Origin of the sequence: Sphingomonas pokkalii (genome assembly GCF_003096275.1) — a bacterium.
Classification (GTDB): Bacteria; Pseudomonadota; Alphaproteobacteria; order Sphingomonadales; family Sphingomonadaceae; genus Sphingomonas; species Sphingomonas pokkalii.
Genome location: NZ_QENQ01000001.1, coordinates 3,663,512 through 3,686,539 on the forward strand (window position 1 = coordinate 3,663,512; position 23,028 = coordinate 3,686,539).

At 65.4% G+C, this 23,028-nt stretch carries 22 protein-coding genes and 1 tRNA gene; 14 read left to right on the top strand and 9 right to left on the bottom strand.

The features are described 5' to 3' along the window. The first annotated feature begins 1 nt into the window (after position 1). Both xth and DD559_RS16890 read left to right on the top strand, forming a co-directional pair. A complete protein-coding gene (gene xth / locus DD559_RS16885) occupies positions 2–772 on the top strand; it encodes an exodeoxyribonuclease III (RefSeq protein ID WP_116470205.1) in 771 nt (256 codons plus the stop codon). Positions 773–963: 191 nt separating this feature from the next. Further along, positions 964–1,251 (top strand): hypothetical protein, encoded by a 288-nt coding sequence (locus DD559_RS16890; protein WP_116470206.1) that lies wholly within the window; start codon positions 964–966, stop codon positions 1,249–1,251. A gap of 61 nt (positions 1,252–1,312) precedes the next feature. On the opposite strand, the gene DD559_RS16895 is transcribed toward DD559_RS16890, so the two are convergent. After that, a complete protein-coding gene (locus tag DD559_RS16895) occupies positions 1,313–2,470 on the bottom strand; it encodes an N-acetyltransferase (protein WP_116470207.1) in 1,158 nt (385 codons plus the stop codon). Positions 2,471–2,610: 140 nt separating this feature from the next. Here DD559_RS16895 and DD559_RS16900 point away from each other — a divergent pair, with 140 nt between their 5' ends. Then, on the top strand, positions 2,611–3,708 hold the full coding sequence (locus tag DD559_RS16900; RefSeq protein ID WP_116470988.1) for a fatty acid desaturase family protein: 1,098 nt from the start codon (positions 2,611–2,613) through the stop codon (positions 3,706–3,708). Between the two features lie 116 nt (positions 3,709–3,824). Further along, a complete protein-coding gene (locus tag DD559_RS16905; protein WP_116470208.1) occupies positions 3,825–4,616 on the top strand; it encodes a polysaccharide deacetylase family protein in 792 nt (263 codons plus the stop codon). A gap of 66 nt (positions 4,617–4,682) precedes the next feature. On the opposite strand, the gene DD559_RS16910 is transcribed toward DD559_RS16905, so the two are convergent. The 3 genes from DD559_RS16910 to lptF are packed head-to-tail and all read right to left on the bottom strand — an operon-like array spanning position 4,683 to position 8,079. Further along, positions 4,683–5,777, bottom strand: a complete 1,095-nt coding sequence (locus DD559_RS16910) for a hypothetical protein (protein ID WP_116470209.1) — start codon at positions 5,775–5,777, stop codon at positions 4,683–4,685. Then, positions 5,777–6,874: an LPS export ABC transporter permease LptG gene (gene lptG, locus DD559_RS16915; protein ID WP_116470210.1), complete on the bottom strand. Its 1,098-nt coding sequence runs from the start codon at positions 6,872–6,874 to the stop codon at positions 5,777–5,779. The genes DD559_RS16910 and lptG overlap by 1 nt, the downstream gene beginning before the upstream one ends. After that, on the bottom strand, positions 6,871–8,079 hold the full coding sequence (gene lptF, locus DD559_RS16920; RefSeq protein ID WP_206364531.1) for an LPS export ABC transporter permease LptF: 1,209 nt from the start codon (positions 8,077–8,079) through the stop codon (positions 6,871–6,873). The genes lptG and lptF overlap by 4 nt, the downstream gene beginning before the upstream one ends. Before the next feature lie 189 nt (positions 8,080–8,268). On the opposite strand from lptF, the gene obgE reads away from it, so the two are divergent. The 8 genes from obgE (at position 8,269) to DD559_RS16960 (ending at position 17,332) form a co-directional block, all read left to right on the top strand. Further along, positions 8,269–9,324, top strand: coding sequence for a GTPase ObgE (gene obgE, locus DD559_RS16925; RefSeq protein ID WP_116470990.1), 1,056 nt, complete (start codon positions 8,269–8,271; stop codon positions 9,322–9,324). Positions 9,325–9,375: 51 nt separating this feature from the next. Then, positions 9,376–10,113, top strand: a complete 738-nt coding sequence (locus tag DD559_RS16930; protein ID WP_116470211.1) for a suppressor of fused domain protein — start codon at positions 9,376–9,378, stop codon at positions 10,111–10,113. Between the two features lie 42 nt (positions 10,114–10,155). After that, a complete protein-coding gene (gene proB / locus DD559_RS16935; protein ID WP_116470991.1) occupies positions 10,156–11,301 on the top strand; it encodes a glutamate 5-kinase in 1,146 nt (381 codons plus the stop codon). After that, positions 11,298–12,203, top strand: coding sequence for an NAD-dependent epimerase/dehydratase family protein (locus DD559_RS16940; RefSeq protein ID WP_116470212.1), 906 nt, complete (start codon positions 11,298–11,300; stop codon positions 12,201–12,203). The genes proB and DD559_RS16940 overlap by 4 nt, the downstream gene beginning before the upstream one ends. A gap of 35 nt (positions 12,204–12,238) precedes the next feature. Then, the gene (locus DD559_RS16945; protein ID WP_116470213.1) at positions 12,239–13,789 is read left to right on the top strand and encodes an HAD family hydrolase; all 1,551 of its coding nucleotides are present in this window, start codon (positions 12,239–12,241) and stop codon (positions 13,787–13,789) included. Between the two features lie 83 nt (positions 13,790–13,872). After that, complete coding sequence (locus DD559_RS16950) at positions 13,873–14,115, top strand: acyl carrier protein (protein ID WP_116470214.1); 243 nt, start codon at positions 13,873–13,875, stop codon at positions 14,113–14,115. A 5-nt stretch (positions 14,116–14,120) separates the two neighbouring features. After that, on the top strand, positions 14,121–15,323 hold the full coding sequence (spt, locus tag DD559_RS16955; RefSeq protein WP_116470215.1) for a serine palmitoyltransferase: 1,203 nt from the start codon (positions 14,121–14,123) through the stop codon (positions 15,321–15,323). Positions 15,324–15,367: 44 nt separating this feature from the next. Then, positions 15,368–17,332 (top strand): ATP-binding protein, encoded by a 1,965-nt coding sequence (locus DD559_RS16960; RefSeq protein WP_116470216.1) that lies wholly within the window; start codon positions 15,368–15,370, stop codon positions 17,330–17,332. Positions 17,333–17,390: 58 nt separating this feature from the next. Here DD559_RS16960 and DD559_RS16965 read toward each other — a convergent pair whose 3' ends face one another. From DD559_RS16965 to hspQ, 5 genes are all read right to left on the bottom strand, one after another. Continuing rightward, the gene (locus DD559_RS16965; RefSeq protein ID WP_116470217.1) at positions 17,391–17,975 is read right to left on the bottom strand and encodes a TetR/AcrR family transcriptional regulator; all 585 of its coding nucleotides are present in this window, start codon (positions 17,973–17,975) and stop codon (positions 17,391–17,393) included. A gap of 86 nt (positions 17,976–18,061) precedes the next feature. Further along, on the bottom strand, positions 18,062–18,607 hold the full coding sequence (locus DD559_RS16970) for a GNAT family N-acetyltransferase (RefSeq protein ID WP_206364532.1): 546 nt from the start codon (positions 18,605–18,607) through the stop codon (positions 18,062–18,064). A 172-nt stretch (positions 18,608–18,779) separates the two neighbouring features. Next, positions 18,780–19,049 (bottom strand): 50S ribosomal protein L27, encoded by a 270-nt coding sequence (rpmA, locus tag DD559_RS16975; RefSeq protein WP_026009013.1) that lies wholly within the window; start codon positions 19,047–19,049, stop codon positions 18,780–18,782. 28 nt (positions 19,050–19,077) lie between these two features. Next, positions 19,078–19,383, bottom strand: coding sequence for a 50S ribosomal protein L21 (gene rplU / locus DD559_RS16980; RefSeq protein WP_019368790.1), 306 nt, complete (start codon positions 19,381–19,383; stop codon positions 19,078–19,080). A 149-nt stretch (positions 19,384–19,532) separates the two neighbouring features. After that, positions 19,533–19,913 carry a heat shock protein HspQ gene (hspQ, locus tag DD559_RS16985; RefSeq protein ID WP_116470218.1) on the bottom strand — a complete coding sequence of 127 codons (381 nt, stop codon included), beginning with the start codon at positions 19,911–19,913 and terminating at the stop codon, positions 19,533–19,535. A 134-nt stretch (positions 19,914–20,047) separates the two neighbouring features. On the opposite strand from hspQ, the gene DD559_RS16990 reads away from it, so the two are divergent. Then, positions 20,048–20,137 (top strand) — tRNA-Ser (locus DD559_RS16990). Between the two features lie 374 nt (positions 20,138–20,511). After that, a complete protein-coding gene (locus DD559_RS16995) occupies positions 20,512–23,019 on the top strand; it encodes a TonB-dependent receptor domain-containing protein (protein ID WP_240610314.1) in 2,508 nt (835 codons plus the stop codon). Positions 23,020–23,028: the final 9 nt, after the last annotated feature.

Below are 23,028 nucleotides of genomic sequence, written 5' to 3' on the forward strand. Positions count from 1 at the left end.
GTTGAAAATCGTCAGCTATAATGTGAACGGGATCAAGGCCCGGCTGGAGCGCCTGGTCGAATATCTCACCGAAGCGCAGCCCGACATCGTCTGCCTGCAGGAACTCAAGAGTTCGGACGAGACGCTGCCCGTCGCCGCTATCGAGGCCGCCGGCTATGGTGCGGTTTGGCATGGGCAAAAGGGCTTCAACGGCGTCGCGATTCTGGCCAAGGGGCAGCAGCCGGTCGAGCGTCAGCGCGGGCTGGCCGGCGATCCGGAGGACGCTCATAGCCGCTATATCGAGGCCGAAGTCGGCGATCTGATCGTCGGCGGCCTGTATCTGCCCAACGGCAATCCGCAGCCCGGGCCGAAATTCGAATACAAGCTTCGCTGGATGGAGCGGCTCAACGCCCGCGCCGCCGCGCTTCTCGCCGAAGAACGCCCGGCGATCCTGGCCGGCGACTTCAACGTCATCCCGAACGACGACGACACCTTCTCGGTGCGCGCCATGGCCGAAGATGCGCTGATGCAGCCGGAATCGCGCGCCCGCTACCGCGAACTGCTGGCGCAGGGGTGGACGGATGCGCTGCGCACCCGCTTCCCCAAAGGCGGCGTCTGGACCTTCTGGGATTATCAGGCGGGTGCCTGGCAGCGCGATGCCGGCTTCCGCATCGATCATCTGCTGCTCAGCCCGCAAGCGGCCGATCGCTTCACCGGCGCGGGTGTCGACAAGGCCTATCGCGGCCGGGAAAAGGCAAGCGATCACGCACCCACCTGGGTAACGCTGCGCTGAGCGGAGGGTGGTTGGCGCATTGTGCGGGAATTTGGTGTAATTTACCGCTTTATGGCGCTAACACACTTGGGCGAAAATCTGTAAGTGTTTGAATTATAACGTTTCGAAAAACTGGCACGGCACCTGCAATACTGTTTGCATCGGCAAGAAGGACACCGCCGGGGTCCAGCGCCGAGCAACAGGAGCCAGATATGACCACCGTTCGCCACACGATTTTCGCCCGCAGCGCCGCTCTGATCGGTGCCGCTGCCGTCACGTTCGTCCTGGTTTCGCCGGCCAATGCCGCATCCGACCGTGAAATGAAGCGTCCGTCGGCGAAGGCTGCCAAGGTCCTGTCGAAGGAAGAAGCGGCTGCGAACCCGAACGTCCTCTACTGCGTCGAAGGCACCATCACCGGCTCGCGCATCCATCGCCCGAAGGTTTGCAAGACCCGCACCGAGTGGATCAAGCAGACGGGTGTCGATCCCATCGAAGAGTGATCCTGTTTTCCGGCGCGCGCGGGGTGGCCAAGGGTTGCCACTCCGCCCGCCGCCCGGGAAATCAGAGTGCCTTCTGGTAGATCAGATATTCCCGGTTGATCTTGCTTTCGATCGCATCGGCGATCGCGATCATTCCCTGGTTATCGTCCAGGATCCAGCCGATCTCGCCCCGGCTCGCGCCATATTTGGCCACGGCGGCGCGACGGATATATTCGATCATCATGAAGGCCAGCTGGCTCGCCAGGCGCGAGCTTTGCAGGCGCTTCACCACCCCCATCAGCGGCACGCGCATCGTCCGCGACTTCGGTTTGCGCAGCCATAGCAGCAGCTTTGCCCAGCCGAACGGCAGCAGCGATCCCTTGAGCGGCTTCAGCGGCTCGTTGAGGTCGGGCAGGGTGACCATGAACGCGACCGGCTCGCCATCATATTCGGCGATACGGATCAGGTCGTTGAACACCAGCGGTTTCAGCTTCTTGCCGACATCGTCCACCTCGGGCTGGGTGAGCGGCACGAAGCCCCAGTTGTCCGACCATGCATCGTTGAGGATGGCAAGGATGATCGCGGCTTCCTCGGCGAACTTCGCCTTGTTCACCTCACGGATGTGGATGCGCGGGTTCTTCTCCCCGGCCGCGACGATGCGCTGGACGATCGGCGGGAATTGCTTGCTGATGTCCAGATCGTAGGTGACGATCTTCTTGGCAGCCCCATAGCCCACCCCCTCAATCCACCCCTGGTAGCGCGCAGGGTGGTGGCCCATCAATACCGTCGGCGGGTGATCGTGCCCCTTCACCAGCAGCCCCGGCTCTTCCCAGATCGACAGGCTCACCGGTCCCAGTGCCTTGGTCATACCCTTGGCGCGCAGCCAGTCTTCGGCCTGCGCGATCAGCGCGGCGGCGACGGTTGGATCTTCTGCCTCGAACAAGCCCCAGAATCCGGTGCCCGGCCCGAATCCCTGCTCGGCCGGCATCTGCAGCGCCAGCGTGTCGATATGCGCGGAAATGCGCCCGACCACCTTGCCCGCGCGTTCCGCCAGGAACAGCTGCGCCTCGGCATGGCTGAACCAGCCATTCTTCTTTGGGTTGATCGTTCCGGCGACTTCTTCGCGCAAGGGCGGCACCCAGTGCGGATCGTCGCCGTTCAGGCGATAGGCGACTTCGATGAACGCCTTGGTATCGGCCTTGCCCGATACCGGACGGACCTTGAGATCGGTGCTGGCCACGCGGAGATTCCCCAGAATTCTTGATACGGCGCAATGCAGTCGAGCGTCCGAAGGCGCCTGTCAAGCGGCACGCGGCATTGCCCCTCGGGCGCTTTGTAATGCCACCTTATAGCCACTATCTAAGGCCAATGGCAGAACCCATGACCCAATCGCTAGCCTTCGAACTTCCGGACGCCGATGTCTCGGCGACGGTCGCGCGCATCCGGCTTTCGGGCGTTCCGGACGACCGCGCGATGCTGCGCGCTGCCGCGGAGCTTACCCGCGACCTGCACACGCCGAACAAGGCGCTCTACTGGACCGATTGCCTACTCTCCGCAGCGATCGGCTATGCCGGCATGGCAACGGCGATGTTTGCTGCGTCGCCCTGGGTGGCGGTGATCGGCGGCGTGATCGCGGTACTCGCGCTGTATCGTGCCGAACTGTTCATTCACGAGATCACGCACCTGAAGCATTCGCTGCTGCCGGGTTTTCGCTTCGGCTGGAACATGCTGGTAGGCATCCCGCTTCTGCTGCCGTCGTTCATGTACGAGGGCATCCACACGATCCACCATGCCCGAACCCGCTACGGCACCGATCAGGATCCCGAATATCTGCCGCTGGCGCGGATGAAGCCGTGGACGCTGCCACTTTTCCTGCTCGTCTCGGTGCTGATGCCGATCGGCTTGCTGCTGCGCTTTGCGCTGCTCTCGCCGTTGTCGCTGGTCTTCCCGAAGCTGCGCCGTCTGGTCGTGGCGCGCTATTCGGGGCTGCAGATCAACCCGGCGTTCGAGCGCCGCGAACCCGAAGGCGAGTTCCGCCGCCAGTGGTTCTGGCAGGAACTGGGCGCCAGCCTGTTCGCGATCACGCTGATCGGCGTCACCGTCGCGGGTATTCTGCCGCTGCGTGCCTTCCTTGCCTATATTGCCATCGTCGCCGCCTCGGCGGTGCTGAACCAGGTCCGCACGCTGGTCGCGCATCTGTGGGAAAACGAAGGCGAGCCGCTGACCGTGACGGCGCAGTATCTCGATAGCGTCAACGTGCCGGAGCCAGGCTTCCTGCCCTATCTCTGGGCGCCGGTGGGCCTTCGCTATCACGCGCTGCACCATCTTCTGCCGGCGGTGCCATACCATTCGCTCGGCGAGGCGCATCGCCGGCTGGCGGCGGCGCTGGACCCCAGCTCCGCCTATCACAAGGCGAACTATCCCACGCTTTCCGGCCTGGTGGTGAAGCTGGCCCAGGGCACGATGCGCCAGCGCTGATCGCGGCACCACGAACGAGGACGAAGGTGAAGGGCCGGGCACCGGGCGGTGTGCCGGCCCTTTTCCTTTGGGCCGGACCGGGGCTAGGTTCGCGCACCAGGCAGGAGGAGAGGGATATGCGGGCGAAATTCTTGGCAGCGGCGCTGTGGGGATGCTTGGTCGCGGCGCTGCCGGCGGATGCGCAGACCCGTTGGCCGCATGGTGCCAAGGCTGCCGTGGTGCTGACCTATGACGACGCCCTGGAATCGCAGCTCGCCAACGCGATCCCGGCATTGGACGCCGCAGGGCTGAAGGGCACCTTCTTTCTCGCGAACGTGAAGGAGAAGGATGTCGAGCGTTGGCGGCGCGTCGCGGCGAGCGGGCATGAACTCGCGAACCACACCATCTTCCACCCTTGCACGCACGACATCTATCCCGCCGACCCGCGCTATGTGAGCGAAGCCTACACCTCGACGAGCATGTTACGCGAGATCGCCCAGGCGAATGTGCTGCTGCGGGCGCTGGACGGGAGGGATCATCACGGCTTCGCCACGCCGTGCGGACAGAGTCTGGCCGGTGGCAAGGACTATCTGGAGGATCTGCGCAAGGCGGGGCTCGTAACCTATGTCCGCGGCGTGACCGATACGCCGGCCGACGCACGGGCGAACGTGGCGAAGGCGGATCCGATGCACGTGCCCTCGCGGCCGTTCGACCAGGGCGCGACGGCGGAGAAGATGATCGCCTATGTCCGCGAGGCGGAGCAGGGCGGGGGCTGGGCGGTGTTCCTGTTCCATGGGGTCGGCGGGGATTATTCCGTCGTGCCAGATGCGGAGCACCGCAAGTTCGTCGCCTGGCTGGCCCGGCATCGTGCCGAGCTGTGGGTGACGACGCTGCAGGGGGCGCTGGCATGGGCAAAGGCCCATCCCTGAGCGGCTGTACGCGGACGGCGAAGCGGCGGGCCGTCACCGTGGGGCAACGTCACGTCATCTCGATCTTCAGGGTTTCTCACTGCGGCGGAGCCGGAGCGCCGACCAGGGAATAATCGCCCAATCCGGTGCGTCGCAGGCGCGCTGGACGCGGGCGAAATAGGCGCCCAGCCACAGGCCCTTCTCTGACAGCGCCCAGCTGGGGTAATGCCAGACCTCAGCGTCCGCATAGTTGCATGCGTCGTCGTCGCCGGGGCCTGGTGGCGTCATTTCGGCAGGATGATAGTGCTTGAGCAGTGCCACGACGCCCGGTGCGAAGGTCTCGCTGCGATAGCCATACCAGCCGGTGCTCTCTTCGGGAGGAATCGGCCCGGAGCCAAACCGCAGCAGTTCGTCGAGCTTCAGTTCGCGCCCGGTGCGCATGTCATAGCTGAAGCCGGTCGTCCCGAAGTCGGGATGGGCCGTCCCCGCGCAGCTCCAACTGGCATTCCAGAGATAGCTGAGGTGATTGTCGCCCAGCCAGGGCCGCTGTGCTTTGGCGGTGTCGGTGCCGGGCTGTCCCTCGTACCCGGTGCACGCGAACCAGGCCGAAACGGCGGCCCAATGGTTGCGGGCGAGGGCGCGGTTTACCGCTGCCGTCGCCGGCGCCGCATAGCCGCGCTCGACTCGGAACAGCCGGATTCCCGAAAGCGGCTCGCGATACCAGCGAATCGTCCTGCCGCCGATCGTCTCCGTCCTTTGTGACGTGAGCTGCAGGCCGGCAAGGTGCCAACGCTCATAGGTGCTCAATTTGGCCGGCAGGTCGGCCGGGAGAGGGGCGGGCGTGCCGGCCGGATGGAGGCGGACGGGCAATCGTCGGCCTTTTGCGGTGGTCAGGGTGCCGCCAAGGGCTGCGCCGTCGCGCGTCAGGTGCAGCGTATCACCGGTCGTCCGCGATTGCAGGTCCAGCGTCCGGCCGTGCACCGTACCGGAGAGGTCGATATCGAGGCGCACGCTGCGGTAGAAATACCGGCCGGAAGCTGTGTCCTTGTCCTCCTCAAGGGCCATCACCACCGCCGCGGTGCCGACGGTCCCCTCGTAGGTTCGTTCTGAACCGGCCCATGCGTTCGCCGGCACGAGCGCCAGAAACGTCGCTGCCAGAACGCGCGCGCCCGGCCGCTGCATCATTCCTCCGTGCGCAGCAGCACGGCCTCGCCGATCATCAGGAACAGCAGGAACGGTGCCCATGCGGCGAGGAAGGGCGGGTAGGCGCCCAGATTGCCCATGGCGAGCGCGAAATTGTCCGCGACGAAATAGAGGAAACCCAGCGCCATCCCGATCACCACCCGGACGAACAGCTTGCCCGACCGCGCCAGACCGAAGGCCGAGACCGCGCCCAGCAGTGGCATCAGAAACGCGGAAAGCGGGCCGGACAGCTTGTGCCACAGCGAACCTTCCAACGCCTTGGTCGGCCGCCCGGCTTCCTTCAGCTCCTGGATCGCCGCGCGCAACTCGCCGAAGGACATGGAATCGGGATCGACATGGGCCAGGGTGAACTGATCCGGTCGGACGCCCTGGCCGATGATCGTCGTGCCGATCGTCGATATGGTGCCGCTGGCCACGTCGAAGCGCTTCGCGCCATCGACGCGCCAGGCACTGCCCGCATAGACGCCGTGCTTCGCGCCGAGCACCGAGGTGAGCGAACCGTTGGTCCGTTCATAGACGATGATGTCATAGAGCTGGGCGGCCGTGCCCTTGCCCTTGATCTGCTTCACTTCGATCAGGTTGCCGCCGGCCTGCACCCACACATTGGCACGGTCGCCGCGGTCGACGGGAAGGGGGGCGTAGTCCACCTTCTTCCACTGCTCGAGCGTGGCCGTAGCGCGGCTGACGATGCGGTCGTTGAAGGTGAAGGACAGGCCCGCGACGACGAGGCCGGAAAGCATCAGCGGCGCGAGGACCTGGTGTGCCGAAAGGCCGCCCGACTTGAGCGCGATGATTTCGCTGTTCTGGTTGAGCTGGGCGAGGGTGAAGATTGCCCCGCCCAGCACCGAATAGGGCAGGAAGGTCTGGACGATCTGCGGTACGCGAAGCGTCACATACACCCAGATCTGGGCATTGCCGTTGCCCGGATGCGCCAGGATCGCGGCCGATTCGCTCAGCAGGTCGAGCGAGGTGAGCACCAGCACGAGCGCGCCGAGCAGGGCGAAGGTGCGGACGACGAACAGCCGCGCCATGTACAGCGACATGGTGGGGGAGGGGAACCACGCCCGCACGCTCATTGGCCGGACTCCACCTTGCGGCGCCGCCGGTTGCCCGGCATCAGCCGGCCAATCAGCTTGCCGGCCTTGGCGAATACCCGCTCCAGCGCGCCGATGGGCTGGCCGCCGGGCACATAGGCAACGGTATAGTACATCCAGATCGTGAGCCCGGCAAAGATCGAAAAGGGCACCCATAGCGCGATGATGGGATCGATCAGCCCCAGGCTGCCCACGCCCTGAGCATATTCGTTCACCTTGTGATAGGTGACGATCATCAGGATCGACAGGAATACACCCAGCATCGAGGTGGAGCGTTTCGGCGGAATACCCAGCGCAACCGCGAGCATCGGCAGCAGGAACATCGTCGTCACTTCCGCCATGCGATAATGGAAGGCGGAACGACTGGTTTCGCGTTCGACGGCGTCCGCCGCGCGGCTGCGGCCGATCACCGCCAGTTCCGGCAGGGTCCGTTCCAGATTGCTGTCGCCGCGTTTGCGGAACTGCTCATATTTTGGAAGCGGGATCGGCAGATTGTGGCTGCTGAAGGTCAGCACCCGCGGCACCGGCGAACTCTTGTCCTGGTGAACGAGCGTGCCGTTGGTCAGGCGGAAGATAATCGTGTCGGGATCGTCCGACCGCAGGAACTGCCCCTTCGCGGCCGTCACCGCCAGCGGTGTGCCGTCCGATGCGGTCATCCGAACGAAGATGCCGCGCAGGTCGCGTCCTTCGTCCTGGCTCGATTCGATGCGCAGCGTCATCTTCGAACCGAAGTTGGTGAACTCGCCAACCTTGATCGACGCGCCCAGCGCACCGGACCGCAGTTCGAAGCGGAGCTGCTCGTAATTGTAGCGCGAGGTGGGCTGGATGAAGCCGACGATCGCGAAGTTCGCCACCGCCAGCACGATCGCGTACATATAGGGGACGCGCAGCAGCCGGGTGTAGCTGACCCCGACGGCGCGCAGCACGTCCAGCTCGGAACTGGTGGCCAGGCGGCGGAACGCCAGCAGGATGCCCAGCATCAGGCCGATCGGAATGCCGAGGCCGAGATATTCGGGAAGCAGATTGGCGAGCATCCGCCACACCACGCTGACCGGGCCGCCTTCGGTCGCGACGAACTCGAACAGCCGGAGCATCCGATCCAGCACGAGCAGCATCGCGGAGATGATCAGGGTGGAGATCAGCGGCACCGCGATCAGCCGCGCCATATAGCGATCGATCGAATTCATGCTGTCCGCTGAACGTCCTTCGAGCTGGGATCCTTCCGCCCATGAAACGGAAAAAGGGCGGAAATGATCCGGTCGCGTATAGCGGTGCTGAACGCCGATGCCACCCGGAAAGTGTCATCCGCCGGTCGGCATTCGGGGAAAGCCACCGCCGGGGGTGACGGAATCGCGGCGAACGTCTATGGCCCCGCGATGCACTTCCTCGATCAAGCCAAGATTTTTGTCCGCTCCGGCACCGGCGGACCTGGCGCCGTGAGCTTCCGGCGCGAAAAGTACATCGAATATGGTGGTCCGGACGGCGGCAATGGCGGTAAGGGCGGCGATATCATTTTTGAAGCTGTCGCCGGCCTCAACACGCTGATCGATTTCCGTTATACCCAGCATTTCCGGGCGCCGCGCGGCAGCGGCGGATCGGGTTCGAACCGCACGGGCGCCGGTGGCGAAGACCTGGTGATCAAGGTGCCGGTGGGCACCCAGGTGCTCGCCGACGATGAGGAGCGGACGCTGCTGCTCGACCTGACCAAGGAAGGCGAGCGCGTGGTGTTCCTGCGCGGCGGCGATGGCGGCCGGGGCAATGCCAGCTACAAGACCTCCACCAACCGCGCGCCCCGCCAGCACGGCACCGGCTGGCCCAGCGAAGAGGCCTGGGTATGGCTGCGGCTGAAGCTGCTTGCCGATGCCGGCCTTGTCGGCCTTCCCAATGCGGGCAAGTCCACCTTCATCAACGCGGTGACCAACGCGCAGGCAAAGGTGGGTGAATATGCCTTCACCACCACCCGGCCGCAGCTGGGCGTGGTCCGTCACAAGGGCCAGGAATTTGTGATCGCGGATATCCCTGGCCTGATCCAGGGCGCCGCGGAAGGTGCCGGCATCGGCGACCGCTTCCTCGGCCATATCGAGCGGTGCCGTGTGCTGCTGCACCTGATCGACGCGAACGACGAGGACGTCGCCACCAGCTATCGAATCGTCCGTGACGAACTGGAAGCCTATGGCGCCGGTCTGGTCGACAAGCCGGTGGTCGTGGCGCTCAACAAGATCGACATGCTGGACGATGAACTGATCGCGGCGCTTTCGGCCGAGCTGGAGGAGGCCAGCGGCGCGCAGGTGATCCCCATCTCCGGCGCGGCGGGCACCGGGGTCGACTGGGTACTCGATCAGTTGCTGGAAGCGATCCGACCGGGCGAGGGCGAAGCGCGCGAAATTGCCGCCGATGACGATCAGGAACCCGTTGAATGGTCGCCGCTCTGACGCATTTCTAGGGCATTGCCAGCCCCCTGACTCGTTTCTGGAGGGCTGCTGATGGGTGCTTTTGGCTGGATCCGCGTGCTGTTCGGCGCTCGGTCACAGGCGAAGGCGGACAAGGTCGCGCCGGTTGCCAGCCTCGCCGATCGCTCGGCGCAGGCGCGTGCGCGGTTCTGGGAACGGCTGGGGCCGACCAGCGACCGCATCCTTTCGAGCGCGCCGGCGGGATCGCAGTGGCCCGGGGGGCACGAAGCCTATCGCCTCATCCACCGCGGCAGCGCGATCCTGCTCGCGACCGACGGGCTTTCCGATCCGATCGGCGATGCCGCCAATGCCAACGGGTTCGAGGTCGAACTCTTCATCGAAGGCATCGGCGAAGGCTCCACCGCGCCGGTGGCGGGCGATGGCTGGATGCTGGAAGTGTTGCGGCGGGTGGCAGCGATCGTCGCCGAAGAGCAGGGCATTCTCGGCCCCCTCGATCGGCATGGGCCGATTCCTTTGGAACTGACCAACGTCTCCGCTTCGGCGGCGATTGCCGCGCGGATGCCGGCGCATTTTCTGACGGCGGACGATGTGCTGGGCGTGCTGATCGGCGGGCCGGAGCCCGATTTCGCGACTCGAATCGAAGACATGCCGTTATCGGCGGTCCGGGTCGTTCCCGTGGTGCTCCTGACGGCAGCCGAACTGGGCGAGATCCGTGCCGGCGATAGCGAAACCCGCGATGCGGTGGCCGGGCGGCTTGCCGCTGCCGGTGCGGGGCATTGCTGCGACCTCCAGCGCGAATCGATCGTCTGATCGGGTTGGCAGATGGCGAACCGCACCGCTAAGAGCGCAGCCATGTCTGCGCCCGCTGTCTCTGTCGATGCGATCGGTTTCGCGCCTTCCACATGTGGCAGGCTGGTCGTGAAGGTCGGATCGTCGCTGCTCGTGGATGCCGATGGGCAGGTGCGGCGCGATTGGCTGGCCGGCTTGGTTGCCGATCTCGGCGCGCGCGCGCGGCAAGGTCAGCAGCTGGTCGTCGTTTCCTCCGGCGCGATCGCGCTCGGCGCGCGGCGCCTGAAGCTGCCCAAGGGGGGGCGTGCCAGCCTGGAAGACGCGCAGGCTGCCGCCGCGACGGGGCAGATCGCCTTGTCCAGCGTCTGGGCCGAATTGCTGCACGATCAGGGGCTAATCGCGGCGCAGATGCTGGTGACGCTGGACGATCTGGAAGACCGGCGACGCTATCTCAACGTATCGGCAACGCTGGATCGGCTGTTGCGGCTTGGTGTCGTGCCGGTGATCAACGAGAATGATTCGGTCGCAACCGAAGAAATCCGGTTCGGAGACAATGATCGCCTGGCTGCACGCGTCGCGAGTGCGGCCAACGCCGATGGTGTGGTGTTGTTTTCAGACGTGGATGGCCTCTACACCGCCAACCCCAACACCAATCCGGATGCCGAACTGATCCCGCTGGTACCGATCATCGACGAGAAGATCGAATCGATGGCCGATGCAGGCTCGGCCTCGGGCATGGGGTCCGGCGGCATGGTCTCGAAGATCGAGGCGGCGCGGATCGCCACGAGCGCCGGCGCGCATCTCGCCATTGCCGATGGGCGCGTCGTCCATCCCCTGGCGCGGCTGGCCGAAGGGGGGCGGGGAACCCTGTTCGTTGCCCAGAAGGGGGCGGCGGCGCGTAAGGCCTGGCTGCGCGGTGGGCTGACTGCAAAGGGGGCGATCCATATCGATAGCGGTGCGGCGCAGGCCCTGCGCGAAGGCCGCAGTCTGCTTTCGGCGGGCGCCACGCGCGTCGAAGGGCGGTTCGCCCGCGGCGACCTGATCGTGGTGGTGGGCCCCGACGGCAAGCATATCGCGCGCGGCCTTGCCGAATATGGCCATGTCGACGCCTCGCGCATCGTCGGGCGGCGGAGCGAGGAGGTGGGCGCGATCCTGGGCTATGCCCCCCGCAGCGCGCTGGTGCATCGCAGCCATATGGCGCTGCTGTGAGCGTTCTTGCCATCACCGGCGGGACCGGCTTCGTCGGATCCCGCCTGATCGATCTTGCGCTGGCGTCAGGGCATGCGGTGCGGGCGTTGACCCGGCGCGATCAGCCCGCGCGCGACGGCGTCACCTGGGTCCGCGGCGATCTTGACGCCACGGCTGCACTGGCGTCGCTTTGCGCCGGTGCAGATGCGGTGATCCATGTCGCCGGCGTGGTGAATGCGCCGGATCGGGACGGCTTCGCGCGCGGCAACATCACCGGCACTGCCAACATGCTCGCGGCGGTCCAGGGGGCGGGCGTGCGTCGGTACGTGCACGTTTCCTCGCTCGCCAGTCGGGAGCCGCAGCTCTCCGCCTATGGCTGGTCGAAGGGCGAGGCGGACAAGTTGGTTCGTGCCTCGGGCCTCGACTGGACGATCGTCCGTCCACCGGCGATTTACGGCCCCGGCGACCTGGAGATGCTGGAGCTGTTCCGCGTCGCCCGCTTCGGGCTGGCGCTGCTGCCGCCGGGTGGCCGTATCTCGGTGATCGAGGTCGGCGATCTTGGGCGCCTGCTGCTGGGGCTCGCCGCTGCGGATCGCTTTCCCGGCGAGATCGATCCCGATGACGGGCGGGAAGGGGGCTGGAGCCATCCGGAATTCGCCCGCGCGATCGGCCGTGCAGTGGGGCGTCGGGTGCTTGCGCTGTCGCTGCCCAGGGCGATGCTGATGGCTGGCGCCCATGTGGATCGGCTGCTGCGCGGCAGCAAGGCCAAGCTGACGCCGGACCGCGTGTCCTATTTCTGTCATCCCGACTGGGTGGCGAGCCCGGGCAACCGCCCTCCCGCCAATCTGTGGACGCCGCAGGTCGAAACCGAGGCCGGTTTGGCGGAAACGGCGCGTTGGTATCGCGCGGAGGGGCTGCTGTGAGCGCCGAGGGCGCTTAACCATTCTATAAAGGGGGCATGTGGACCGCCCCGATCAAGCTGATCCTCTGGGATCTCGACGACACGCTCTGGCAGGGAACCCTTGCCGAAGGCGACACGGTGACGCTGTTCGAACAGCGCGCGGAATTCGTCCGCGCCTTCAACGCTCGGGGCGTGGTCTCCTCGATCTGCTCGAAGAACGACGTTGATGCGGCGCGCGCCAAGCTCGAAGCGTTCGGCCTGTGGGACGAGTTCGTCTTCCCGCATATCGCCTTCACGCCAAAGCCGGAGGCGATCCGCGGCATCATCGCGGACATGCAACTGCGCCCCGCCAACGTGCTGTTCATCGACGATAATCCGCACAATCTGGGCGCCGTGCGTCACGCCATGCCCGAGATCCAGACGCTCGACGCGACGGCCGAGGATGCGGACGAGCAGCTTGCCGACCTGCTGGCGATGCAGACCGGCACGCGCAGCAGGGTTGCCGATTATCGGTTGCTCGAAGCCAAGAAGCGCGATCGGGCGGCCGTGCCCGGTCAGTCCAACGAGGCATTTCTGCGCGCCTCCGGCCTGTGTGCCTGCGCGCCCTTCATCATGGACAATCTGGAGTTCGCGCCGCGCATTGCCGAACTGATCAACCGTTCGAACCAGTTGAACTACACCCAGTCGCGCGTCGATCCTGCTGCGCTGGAGGCGGACATCATCAACGTCACCCAGCATGACAGCTGGTCGATTTTCGCCTGGGACAAATATGGTCGCTACGGGCTGGTCGGCTTCGTGATGTGGCATCGTGTCGAGCAGCGGATGGTGCATTTCACCTTCTCGTGCCGCGCCATGCACATGGGGCTGGAGGAATATGCGTTGGGCAAGATCCGCGCGCTGTGGGCGGACGCGGATTTCAGCACGTTCGACGGCCGCTTCAGCCGGGTGACGCCCGACTGGATCCGCGATTATGGCTTTGATGACGCGGAGATACGCGCTGCGATCCGGGCAGAGCAGAACGCTCAGCCTGGGATGGATCCGGCGATCCGTATCATGTTCGACTGCCAGTCCGGCGGGATCGCCCACTACAGCCGCTTTCGCCCCGCGATCGAGTTTGACAACAATCCGCGCCTGTTCGCGCTGCGGATGATGGACGACGGCAGCTACCGCGAACAGACGTTTCCGCCCTTCCTCGTCTATGGCGCCACCGTCGATTATCTGGATGTGCGCTGGCCCGAGAAATGGCACCTGCTGGAGATTGGCCTGTACGAGAAATGCGTCCTGCGCCTGGTGATCCATCTGATCGAGAACGGCTTGCGGATGCTGGTGGTGCTGCCACCCGAGAACGCACCGATCGAGAAGTACCGGCTGGGGCTCAATCACTCGCCGGAGCGCTGCCGTATCTTCAACGCCGTCTGGCGACGCATGGCGCGGGAGAATCCGGAACATCTCTTCATCCTGGAAGTCGCGCACCTGCTCGACAGCCCGGACGAAATGGCGGACGTGACCCATTATCACCCGGCGCTGCTGCAGAAGGTGGCCGGGCAGATGGATTTGTGGGTCCACCAGCTGTTCACCGCCGATAGCGAGCAGGCGGCGGCAGCCTGACCTTTGGGGAGGTGCCCCGCGACGGGCTCGGTTTCGCCGCATTCGCTTGGCACCTGCGACCGATCACACTAAGGACCGGCCGCATGACTGACCGTGCAGAAATTTTCGAAACCGTCGCCGCGCAGATCGAGCCCTTCAACAAGAAGGGCGTCGCGCTCACCGAAACCACCACCTTCGCGGGCGATCTCGAATGGGACAGCCTGACGGTGATGGATTTCGTCGCCGCGATCGAGGATGAGTTCGATATCGTCATCACCATGAACATGCAGGCCGAGATCGAGAGCGTCGGCCAGCTGGTCGACGCCGTGCAGAAGCTCAAGGGCTGAACGCCATGACCGACCTGATGAGCAAGTTCGACGGCCTGATCGCCGAGCGCCAGGCGCTGCTCGACAGCGGCGTGATCGATCCGTTCGCGATCGTGATGGAGCAGGTCAAGTCGCCCACCGAGGCGGTGATCAAGGGCAGGGACACGATCCTGCTCGGCACCTATAATTACATGGGCATGACGTTCGATCCGGACGTCATCCAGGCCGGCAAGGACGCGCTCGATCAGTTCGGTTCGGGCACCAATGGCAGCCGCATGCTCAACGGCACCTTCCGCGACCATATGGAAGTGGAGCAGGCGCTGCGCGACTTCTACGGCGTGTCGGGCGCGATCGTGTTCTCCACCGGCTACATGGCCAATCTGGGCATGATCTCGACGCTGGCCGGCAAGGGCGAGTATATCATCCTCGACGCCGACAGCCATGCCTCGATCTATGACGGCTGCAAGCAGGGCAATGCCGAAATCGTCCGCTTCCGTCACAACGACGTGGCCGATCTCGACAAGCGCCTCGGCCGCCTGCCGGCCGAAGCCGGCAAGCTGGTGGTGCTGGAGGGCGTCTATTCGATGCTCGGCGACATCGCCCCGCTCAAGGAGATGGTCGCCGTCGCCAAGAAACACGGTGCGATGGTGCTGGTCGACGAGGCGCATTCGATGGGCTTTTTCGGCCCCAATGGCCGCGGCGTCTATGAGGACCAGGGGCTGGAAGCGGACGTCGATTTCGTCGTCGGCACCTTCTCCAAATCGGTCGGCACCGTCGGCGGCTTCTGCATCTCGAACCACCCCAAGTTCGAGGCGATCCGGCTGGCCTGCCGCCCGTACATCTTCACCGCGTCGCTGCCCCCAAGCGTGGTGGCGACGGCGGCGACCTCGATCCGCAAGCTGATGACCGCGCACGAGAAGCGCGCCCGGCTGTGGGAAAATGCCCGCGCGCTGCACGGCGGCCTCACGGCCATGGGCTTCAAGCTCGGCACCGAAAAGCCCGAAAGCGCGATCGTCGCGGTGATCCTGGAGGACCAGGAACAGGCGGTGGTGATGTGGCAGGCGCTGCTGGAGAACGGCCTGTATGTCAACATGGCGCGCCCGCCGGCGACTCCGGCCGGCACCTTCCTGTTGCGCTGCTCGCTCTGCGCCGAGCATCGGCCAGAGCAGATCGAGCGGGTGCTGGGCATGTTCCGCGCGGCCGGCCAGGCCGTGGGCGTGATCGGCTGAGCCCACTTTCCAGTCCGCTTGCGAGCGCCTAGAGACTGGGGCGAATGAGCGACGCACTTCCGTCTCTGGAGCGTTCGGTTCACGCGAAGAACTGGCGCTTGCTCTTGCTCGGCGCGCTGGCGATTCTGGGCGTCGTCGTGCTGAGCGCGCTGATCCTGATCCAGCAGCGCACCGATCTGGAGCGGGATCGGGCGATTGCGCGTCAGCAGCATAGCTTCGAATTGATCCTGCGCGCCAACCAGCTGTCCGGCGCGATCTCCGCGGCGGAGGCGGCGCTGGGCCGCTATGTCGTCAGCGCCGATCGCAATCTCGGGCAGCAATATGCCGATCAATGGAGCAAGGCGGGGGAGCAACTCCAGCGGCTGCGCCAGCTGACCGGCGACAATCCGCAACAGCAACGTGAGATTCGTGCGTTGCAGCGAGCCTTCGCCCAGCGCGGCGACGAGTTGAATGCGACCGCGCTCTATTCCACCTACAAGCGCCACCGGGATGCCTGGGGGTCCTATTATCAGGTGCGGGAGAGCGTTGCCCGCAAGCGGGTGGAGGCGCTGCTCGATCAGATTGTGGAGCAGGAGCGCGGCGTGCTGCGCGATCGTACCCGGGCGGCGGCGCAGCTGATCGAGAATTCGGGCTATGCCTCGCGGGTGTTGAGCGGTTTCGGTCTGGTGATCGCGCTGGGTGCGGTGGTGCTCGGCTGGCTTGCGGTCGAAGCCCAGGGGGATCGCGCGCTTGCCGATGCCGATGCGGCCTGGGAGCGGGAACGCACCGCCCAGCTGCGCGAAGCGGTAGCGGCCGCGACGGCGCAGCTGCGCGCCGAGGCGCACGAGCGCGAACAGGCGGAAGCGGCGCTCCGCCAGGCGCAAAAAATGGATGCCGTGGGCCAGCTTACCGGCGGCATCGCGCACGATTTCAACAATATGCTGGCGGTTGTGCTGGGGGGCGTGGAACTTGCGCGCCGTCAGATCGAAACGGACCCGCGCGAGGCTGCCCGCCATCTGGACAATGCGATGGAAGGTGCGCATCGCGCGGCAGCGCTCACCCGCCAGCTGCTCGCCTTTTCCCGCTCCGAATCGCTGGCGCCCGAGCCGGTGGATGCCGGGATGCTGATCCGCGGGATGCGCGATCTGCTCGATCGCACGTTGGGCGATACCATCCAGGTAAAGGCCCGCAACCAGGGTACGGACTGGCGGATCTGGGTCGATCGGCACCAGCTGGAAAATGCGGTGCTCAATCTGGCGGTCAACGCGCGGGACGCGATGAATGGGCGCGGAATCCTGACGATCACCACCGGCGAGGCGCGTCTGGCGGCGAACGAAGTCGGCCATTGCGCGGCAGGCGACTATGTGTCGGTCGGCGTGCAGGACGATGGCTGCGGCATGACCCCCGGCGTGCTGGAGCGCGTGTTCGAACCGTTCTTCACCACCAAGCCGGTAGGCAAGGGCACGGGGCTAGGACTCAGCCAGATCTTCGGCTTCGTCCGTCAATCGGGCGGCGGCATCGCGATCGAGACGGCACCGGGCGAGGGCACTACGGTGACCCTGTACCTGCCTCGCCACAAGGGTACCGACGTTGCAGGGATCCGTGCGCCGGTGCGGGCAGAGCCGACCGAAGACAGCAGCGGCCCGGCCTATGACATCCTGGTGGTGGAGGATGACCCACGCGTGCTGGCGGCGACCCTGGCGGCGCTGCGCGAGCTCGGCCATCGCGCCGTCGGCTGTGCCGATCCGCTGCGCGCGCCTGCCGCGATCGAGCGGATGCAGACCGTCGACCTGGTGATGACCGATGTGCTCATGCCCGGCCAGACCGGACCGGAGATGATCGCGGGCCTGGAGGGGCGTCTGCGTGGCGCAGCGGTGCTGTTCGTCACGGGCTTCACCGGGGAGGCGAGCGCCGAGAAGCTCCGTGACCGCCCGGTGCTGCGCAAGCCGTTCACGGTCGCCGCGCTGTCCCGCGCGGTGCGCGAGGCGGTGGTGGGCGAAGCGCAGCGGATGGGCCAGGCGGCGGAATAACCACAGGCGGGCCGGGCCGTCCCCACGATGGCGAGCAGCCAAGGGGCGCGCATTGTGGCTAGGGGGCGGTCGCCTTGATCCGCTCCCGTAGCATCATCGCTGCCAGTTCCCGTGCCTTGTCGCGGGGCAGCCCCAGGGCGCGGGCCATCGGGGCACCGAGTAGCGCGTCACCCAATGCCATCAGGGTCAGTTGCAGCGTTTCCTCGCGCAAGGGAGTGCGGGCATCCTGCCCCTCGCTGATTCGATCGACCAGGCTGTGGATCGCCTCCAGGATCGGATCCAGGGCATTCTGGTTGCCCGTCAGAATCATCCAACTGGCCAACGCACCGGCGCCTTCCCGATCGAAGGCGTCGAAGGCAAGATCCACGACTTCGCGCAGATTATGGTCGCCGTTGCGCGCGCGCAGCACCGCCTCGCCGATCTTCATGGTCACCGCCTCGGCCATGCTCGCAGCCAGCGCCTTCTGCAGCCCTGCCGCCGAGCCGAAATGATGCAGCAGATTGGCGTGGGTGCGCCCGATGCGTGCGGCGACCGCCTTCAGCGTCACTGCCTGGGGGCCATCCTCGATCAGCAGCGCACGCGCCGCCTCCAGCGCTGCATCACGCGATTCTTCCGGGGACAGGCGGCGGCGCGCCACGTTCATCGTCAACGGTTGGAAACCCCCTTTGTGGTTCCAACGGGCTTAATCCAGGAGGCGGGCCGGGGGAAGGCGTGACTCCCTCAGGGGAGTCACGCCGCCAGTCGCGGTTCGGGATGGGGGTGGCTGTCCTCCGCGCCAAGCTCGAGCTCGAACGACGCGCAGGGCATCTCGCAGCCGCGGCCTTTGGACCAGATCGGCTCGACGCGGCCCGTCGGCCTGAAGCCGAGCTTCCGCAGCACGCGGCCCGAAGCGGGATTATCCACCGCGTGGCGCGACGTTATCCGGCGGACGCCCGCCGCGCGGGCGGCAGCGAGCACGCCGCGTCCCGCTTCGGTGGCATAGCCTTTCCCCCATGCCGATGGGGTGAACCAATAGCCGAGTTCATGGGTGTTGCTATCGACGGTATCGATGCCGATGCAGCCGATCAGCGCCACCGCACCTCCCTGGTGCTCGAACACCAGGAAGCGCGTATCGGTCCAGTGCGCCAGGAAGGTTTCGGCCGCTTCGATCGTATAGGGCCAGGGCACGCGCGACAGGTTGCGCACGACGGCCTCATGGTCGATCGCCTGGGCAAGGGCAGGGGCGTCCTCGGGCCAGCCGGGACGTAACGTCAGTCTTTGGGTCCGCACGAACATGACCACTCTCCTCGGTCCTGCGGCTTCTCTGCACATGCCGATATGGCATGGCTGTTTCGCCGCGGTGTCAGGGAGCAAGAAAAAAGGGAGACCGGGGCGACCCGTCTCCCTTTTCGCGTTGGTTCGTCGAACCCGGGTCGCCCTGGTGGGCAACCCGTGCGGTCGCCCGATGTTATTCGGCCGCCTCGGCAATCATGTCTACGGAGCAGAACTTGCGACCAAGCTTGCCTTCCTTGAACGACACGCGGCCGTCGGTGAGCGCGAAGAGGGTATGGTCCTTGCCCATGCCCACGTTCACGCCCGGATAGAATTTGGTGCCGCGCTGACGCACGAGGATGTTGCCGGCGATCACGGCTTCACCACCGAACTTCTTCACGCCAAGACGACGGCCAGCAGAGTCGCGACCGTTGCGGGACGAGCCGCCTGCCTTCTTATGTGCCATTGTCTATACTCCTCGAGTCTCGTGTCGCTTACTTGGCCGCGCCGATGGCAGTGATCTTCAGGATCGTGTGCTGCTGGCGATGGCCGTTCTTGCGGCGATAGTTGTGGCGACGGCGCTTCTTGAAGACGATGACCTTCTCGCCCTTCGCCTGCGCGATGATTTCGGCAGAGACGGTCAGGCCGTCCGTAGCCTTCAGCTCGCCGCCTTCGCCGGCCAGCAGGACGTCGCCCAGCGTCACCGACGAACCGGCTTCGCCGTCGAGCTTCTCGACGACGATCTTGTCTCCTGCGGCAACGCGATACTGCTTGCCGCCCGTGCGCACGATAGCGAACATCGGTCTCTTCTCTGCTTCAAAATGCATGTGCCCGCCAAGGGTGTACCCCGGCAGGAGGAAGGGCGCAGCTATGCGATGGCGACGCCGATGTCAACCGATTCACGGGGCAATCCTGCGAATTTCACGCGGCTGCCATGCGGCGGCGGCGATTATTGGCGGTGGAGCGCCTTCAGGCGATAGCGCCCCGCGGCATAGTCTTCGAACAGGCCGCTGATGCCGGGATGATCGATGGGTTCGTCGCTGTCGTCGGCGACCAGATTCTGCTGGCTGACATAGGCGATATAGCTCGATTCGGCGTTTTCGGCGAGCAGGTGGTAGAAGGGCTGGTCCTTGCGAGGGCGCAGATCCTCCGGAATCGAATCATACCATGCGTCGGTATTGGCGAACACCGGGTCGATATCGAAGACCACCCCGCGGAAATCGAACAGCCGATGGCGCACCACCTCGCCGATGGCGAAGCTGGCGATGGCTATGGGGGGCATGGGAATGCCGGATTTGATGCGGGCCGAAAGGTCTGCGGGTTGGGACATGGGGGTTAAGGTAGTGCATGTAATTTCTTGCACAAGCACTGCTTGCGCTGCCGGAAAGGTTGCGCTAATGGCCGCGCCTCACAGCGACCGGTATGCGGTTTCGGAGCTTTTCCGGATGCATACCAGCCCTCAGCGGAGAGGTGCCGGAGTGGTCGATCGGGGCGGTCTCGAAAACCGTTGTGCGGGTAACCGTACCGAGGGTTCGAATCCCTCCCTCTCCGCCATTTCCTTTCGATGATACTGGACTTTCTTGTCCGTGTCGCTGCGGGGTGACCGGGCTCTGTGCTTGGTTCGCTGTGCCTCCGTGCAAGCAGCATTGGACAGGACGCGGCGAACCCATGCCGCAGCCATGTCGGCGATAGCGCTTGGCAGCACATCGCCGCGCCCGCGAAAGGCGCGCGATCGCGGTTCCTACCAGCATCCACCCCGGCACAGTCGGGCGCCGCCAACCATCGGTGAGGCCGGCATTGTTGCATCAATGCGCTGAAACCTCGCGATATGTGCGCATTGTTTAGGTGGATTTACCTAGCCCGCAGTATACGGCTTTGGCAGGAAATGCGGGCTAGCCCCCGATCGTGAACTTTCGGGAGGCTACACGATGCGCGTTGAAAATTCGGCTCTTTTTCATACCGGTGTATCGGTGTTGGCGATGCTTTCCGCATGGGGGGCGACCGCTGCACATGCGCAGGAGGCTGCCGCACCGTCGACCGCTTGGGAAGCGAGCCGGACGATCGACGACAATGCAGCGATTTCCACGGGCGTCGCCAAGGCGCGCGATCCCCTGAACAGCGCAACCTCGACGAGCGCGCTGAAGGAACGGGACATTTCCGCGCTCGCGCCGATGTCGCTGGCCGATCTGCTCCGCAACGTGCCGGGCATCCGTGCGGAAGCGGGCACCGGCGTGGCAAACAACAGCTATACGGTACGTGGCCTGCCGCTGGTGAACGCCGGTGCCAAGTATCTGCAGTTGCAGGAAGACGGGCTGCCCGTCCTGGAGTTCGGCGACTTCTTCGTCGCGCCTTCGGACATCTTCCTGCGCGCTGATCTGAATGTCGCGCAGATCGAATCGATCCGCGGCGGATCTTCCTCCACGTTCGCGTCGAACGCGCCGGGCGGCGTGGTCAACCTGGTCTCCAAGACCGGCGAGGTCGAAGGCGGATCGGTGCAGGCATCGGCCGGGATCGATTATGCCACCCAGCGCCTCGACGCCGAGTATGGCGGCCAACTCGGCGGCGGATGGCGCTTCCATATCGGCGGCTTCTATCGCCAGGGCGAAGGGCCGCGCCGCACCGGCTATGACGCATTGCAGGGCGGGCAGGTGAAGCTGAACGTCACGCGCCAGTTCTCGAACGGCTATATCCGCTTCAACGCCAAGCTGCTCGATGATCGCTTCCCTTATTACTATACCTATCCGGTGGCCGTGAGCGGGACCAACGAGAAGCCCAGCTTCCGCAACGTCGCCAATTTCGACATCAACTCGGATACCGCCCAGTCGCGCTACATCACCGCGCGGGTGGCGCCCGGTTATAACGGCGCGATCGCCACCACCAACATGCAGGACGACATGCGCGCGAAGTCCAAGGCGATCGGCTTCGAGGCCCAGTTCACGCTGGGTGGGTGGACGCTCGCCGAACGTTTCCGCTATGCGGACAACAGCGGCGTACTCAATCAGGTGGTGCCGCTGTCGGTGGCGCCCGCCGCCGATCTTGCGGCGCTGTTCACCGGGCAGCCGGGCAATGTGCTGACCTATGCCACCGGCCCGGCCAAGGGGAGCACGGTCAATCCGGCCACCGTCAACGGCAACGGCCTGCTGATGGCCACCGGCTTCTACCGCGCCGGCATCAACAGCATGCGCAACGTGACCAACGATTTCCGTGCCAGCCGCGCCTGGGATCTGCACGGCGGCACGTTGACGACCACGTTCGGCGTGTACAAGGCGCTGCAGGACCTCGTCACGACCGAGGGCATGACTTCGGTCTTCCAGGACGTGGCCGGGCACGGCAAGTCGGCGCTGGTCGACGTGCGGCGCGCCGACGGAACCATGATCACCCAGAATGGCGTGGTCGATTACGGCTTTCTCGGCCAGCCGGGCGTCAATCGTAACGCCGATATGCGCTACGACGTCACGGCGCCCTATGCATCGTTCAACGTCCAGAAGGGCCGCTTCGCGCTCGGGGGGTCGCTGCGCTATGACATGGGGCGCGTTCGCGGCTCGGCCTTCAACGATACGACGACGCGGCCCCAGGACATGAATGGCGACGGGCGGATCGATCTGGGTGGCCCGGAAGCCACCGTGCCGGTGATCGATCCAACCACGGCATGGCCGGTCCATTATAACTACCACTATGTGTCCTATTCGGCCGGCCTGAACTACCGCGTCGCGGAAACGCTGTCGGTGTTCGCCCGGTACAGCCGTGGCGCGCGGGCAGGGGCGGACAGCGTGCTGTTCTCCCCGGCGCTGGATCGTGGGACCGGCGGCCTGATCGATCGCAGCGCAGAATATGATCCGGTGCGGCAGGTGGAAGGCGGGTTCAAATATCGCAGCGGCGGGGTGATCGTGAATGTCACCGCGTTCCATGCGCTGACCCGCGAAACCAATTCGCAGATCTATAACGACGCCAACGGCAACCAGGTGTTCGGTGTGGTCCAGCGCTCGTACCGCACCTATGGCGCGGAGCTGGAATCGCGGGTACGCAAGGGGCCGTTCAGCGTGACCGGCAACCTCACGCTTTCCGGCGGCAAGATCACCGCGGCGAACGATCCGGCGGTGGTCGGCAAGAAGCCGCGCCACCAGGCGGCGGCGATCTACAGCCTGACGCCGCAGTTCGAAAACGATCTGGTGACGGTGGGCGTCAACGTCGTCGGTCAGACGTCGAGCTATTCGCAGGACGTCAATCAGCTGAAGATGCCGGGCTTCACCACCGTCGGCGCATTCGTGCAGGTGCGGCCGATCGAACGACTCTCGCTGGCGCTGAACGCGAGCAACCTGTTCAACACCATGGCGTTCGTCGACATCGGCGATGCCACGATCCCGAGCTATGGCGTGGTGCTGGGCCGCACACTGCCGGGCCGGATGGTCACCGCCTCGGCGCGGGTGTTCTTCTGATGCGAGCGT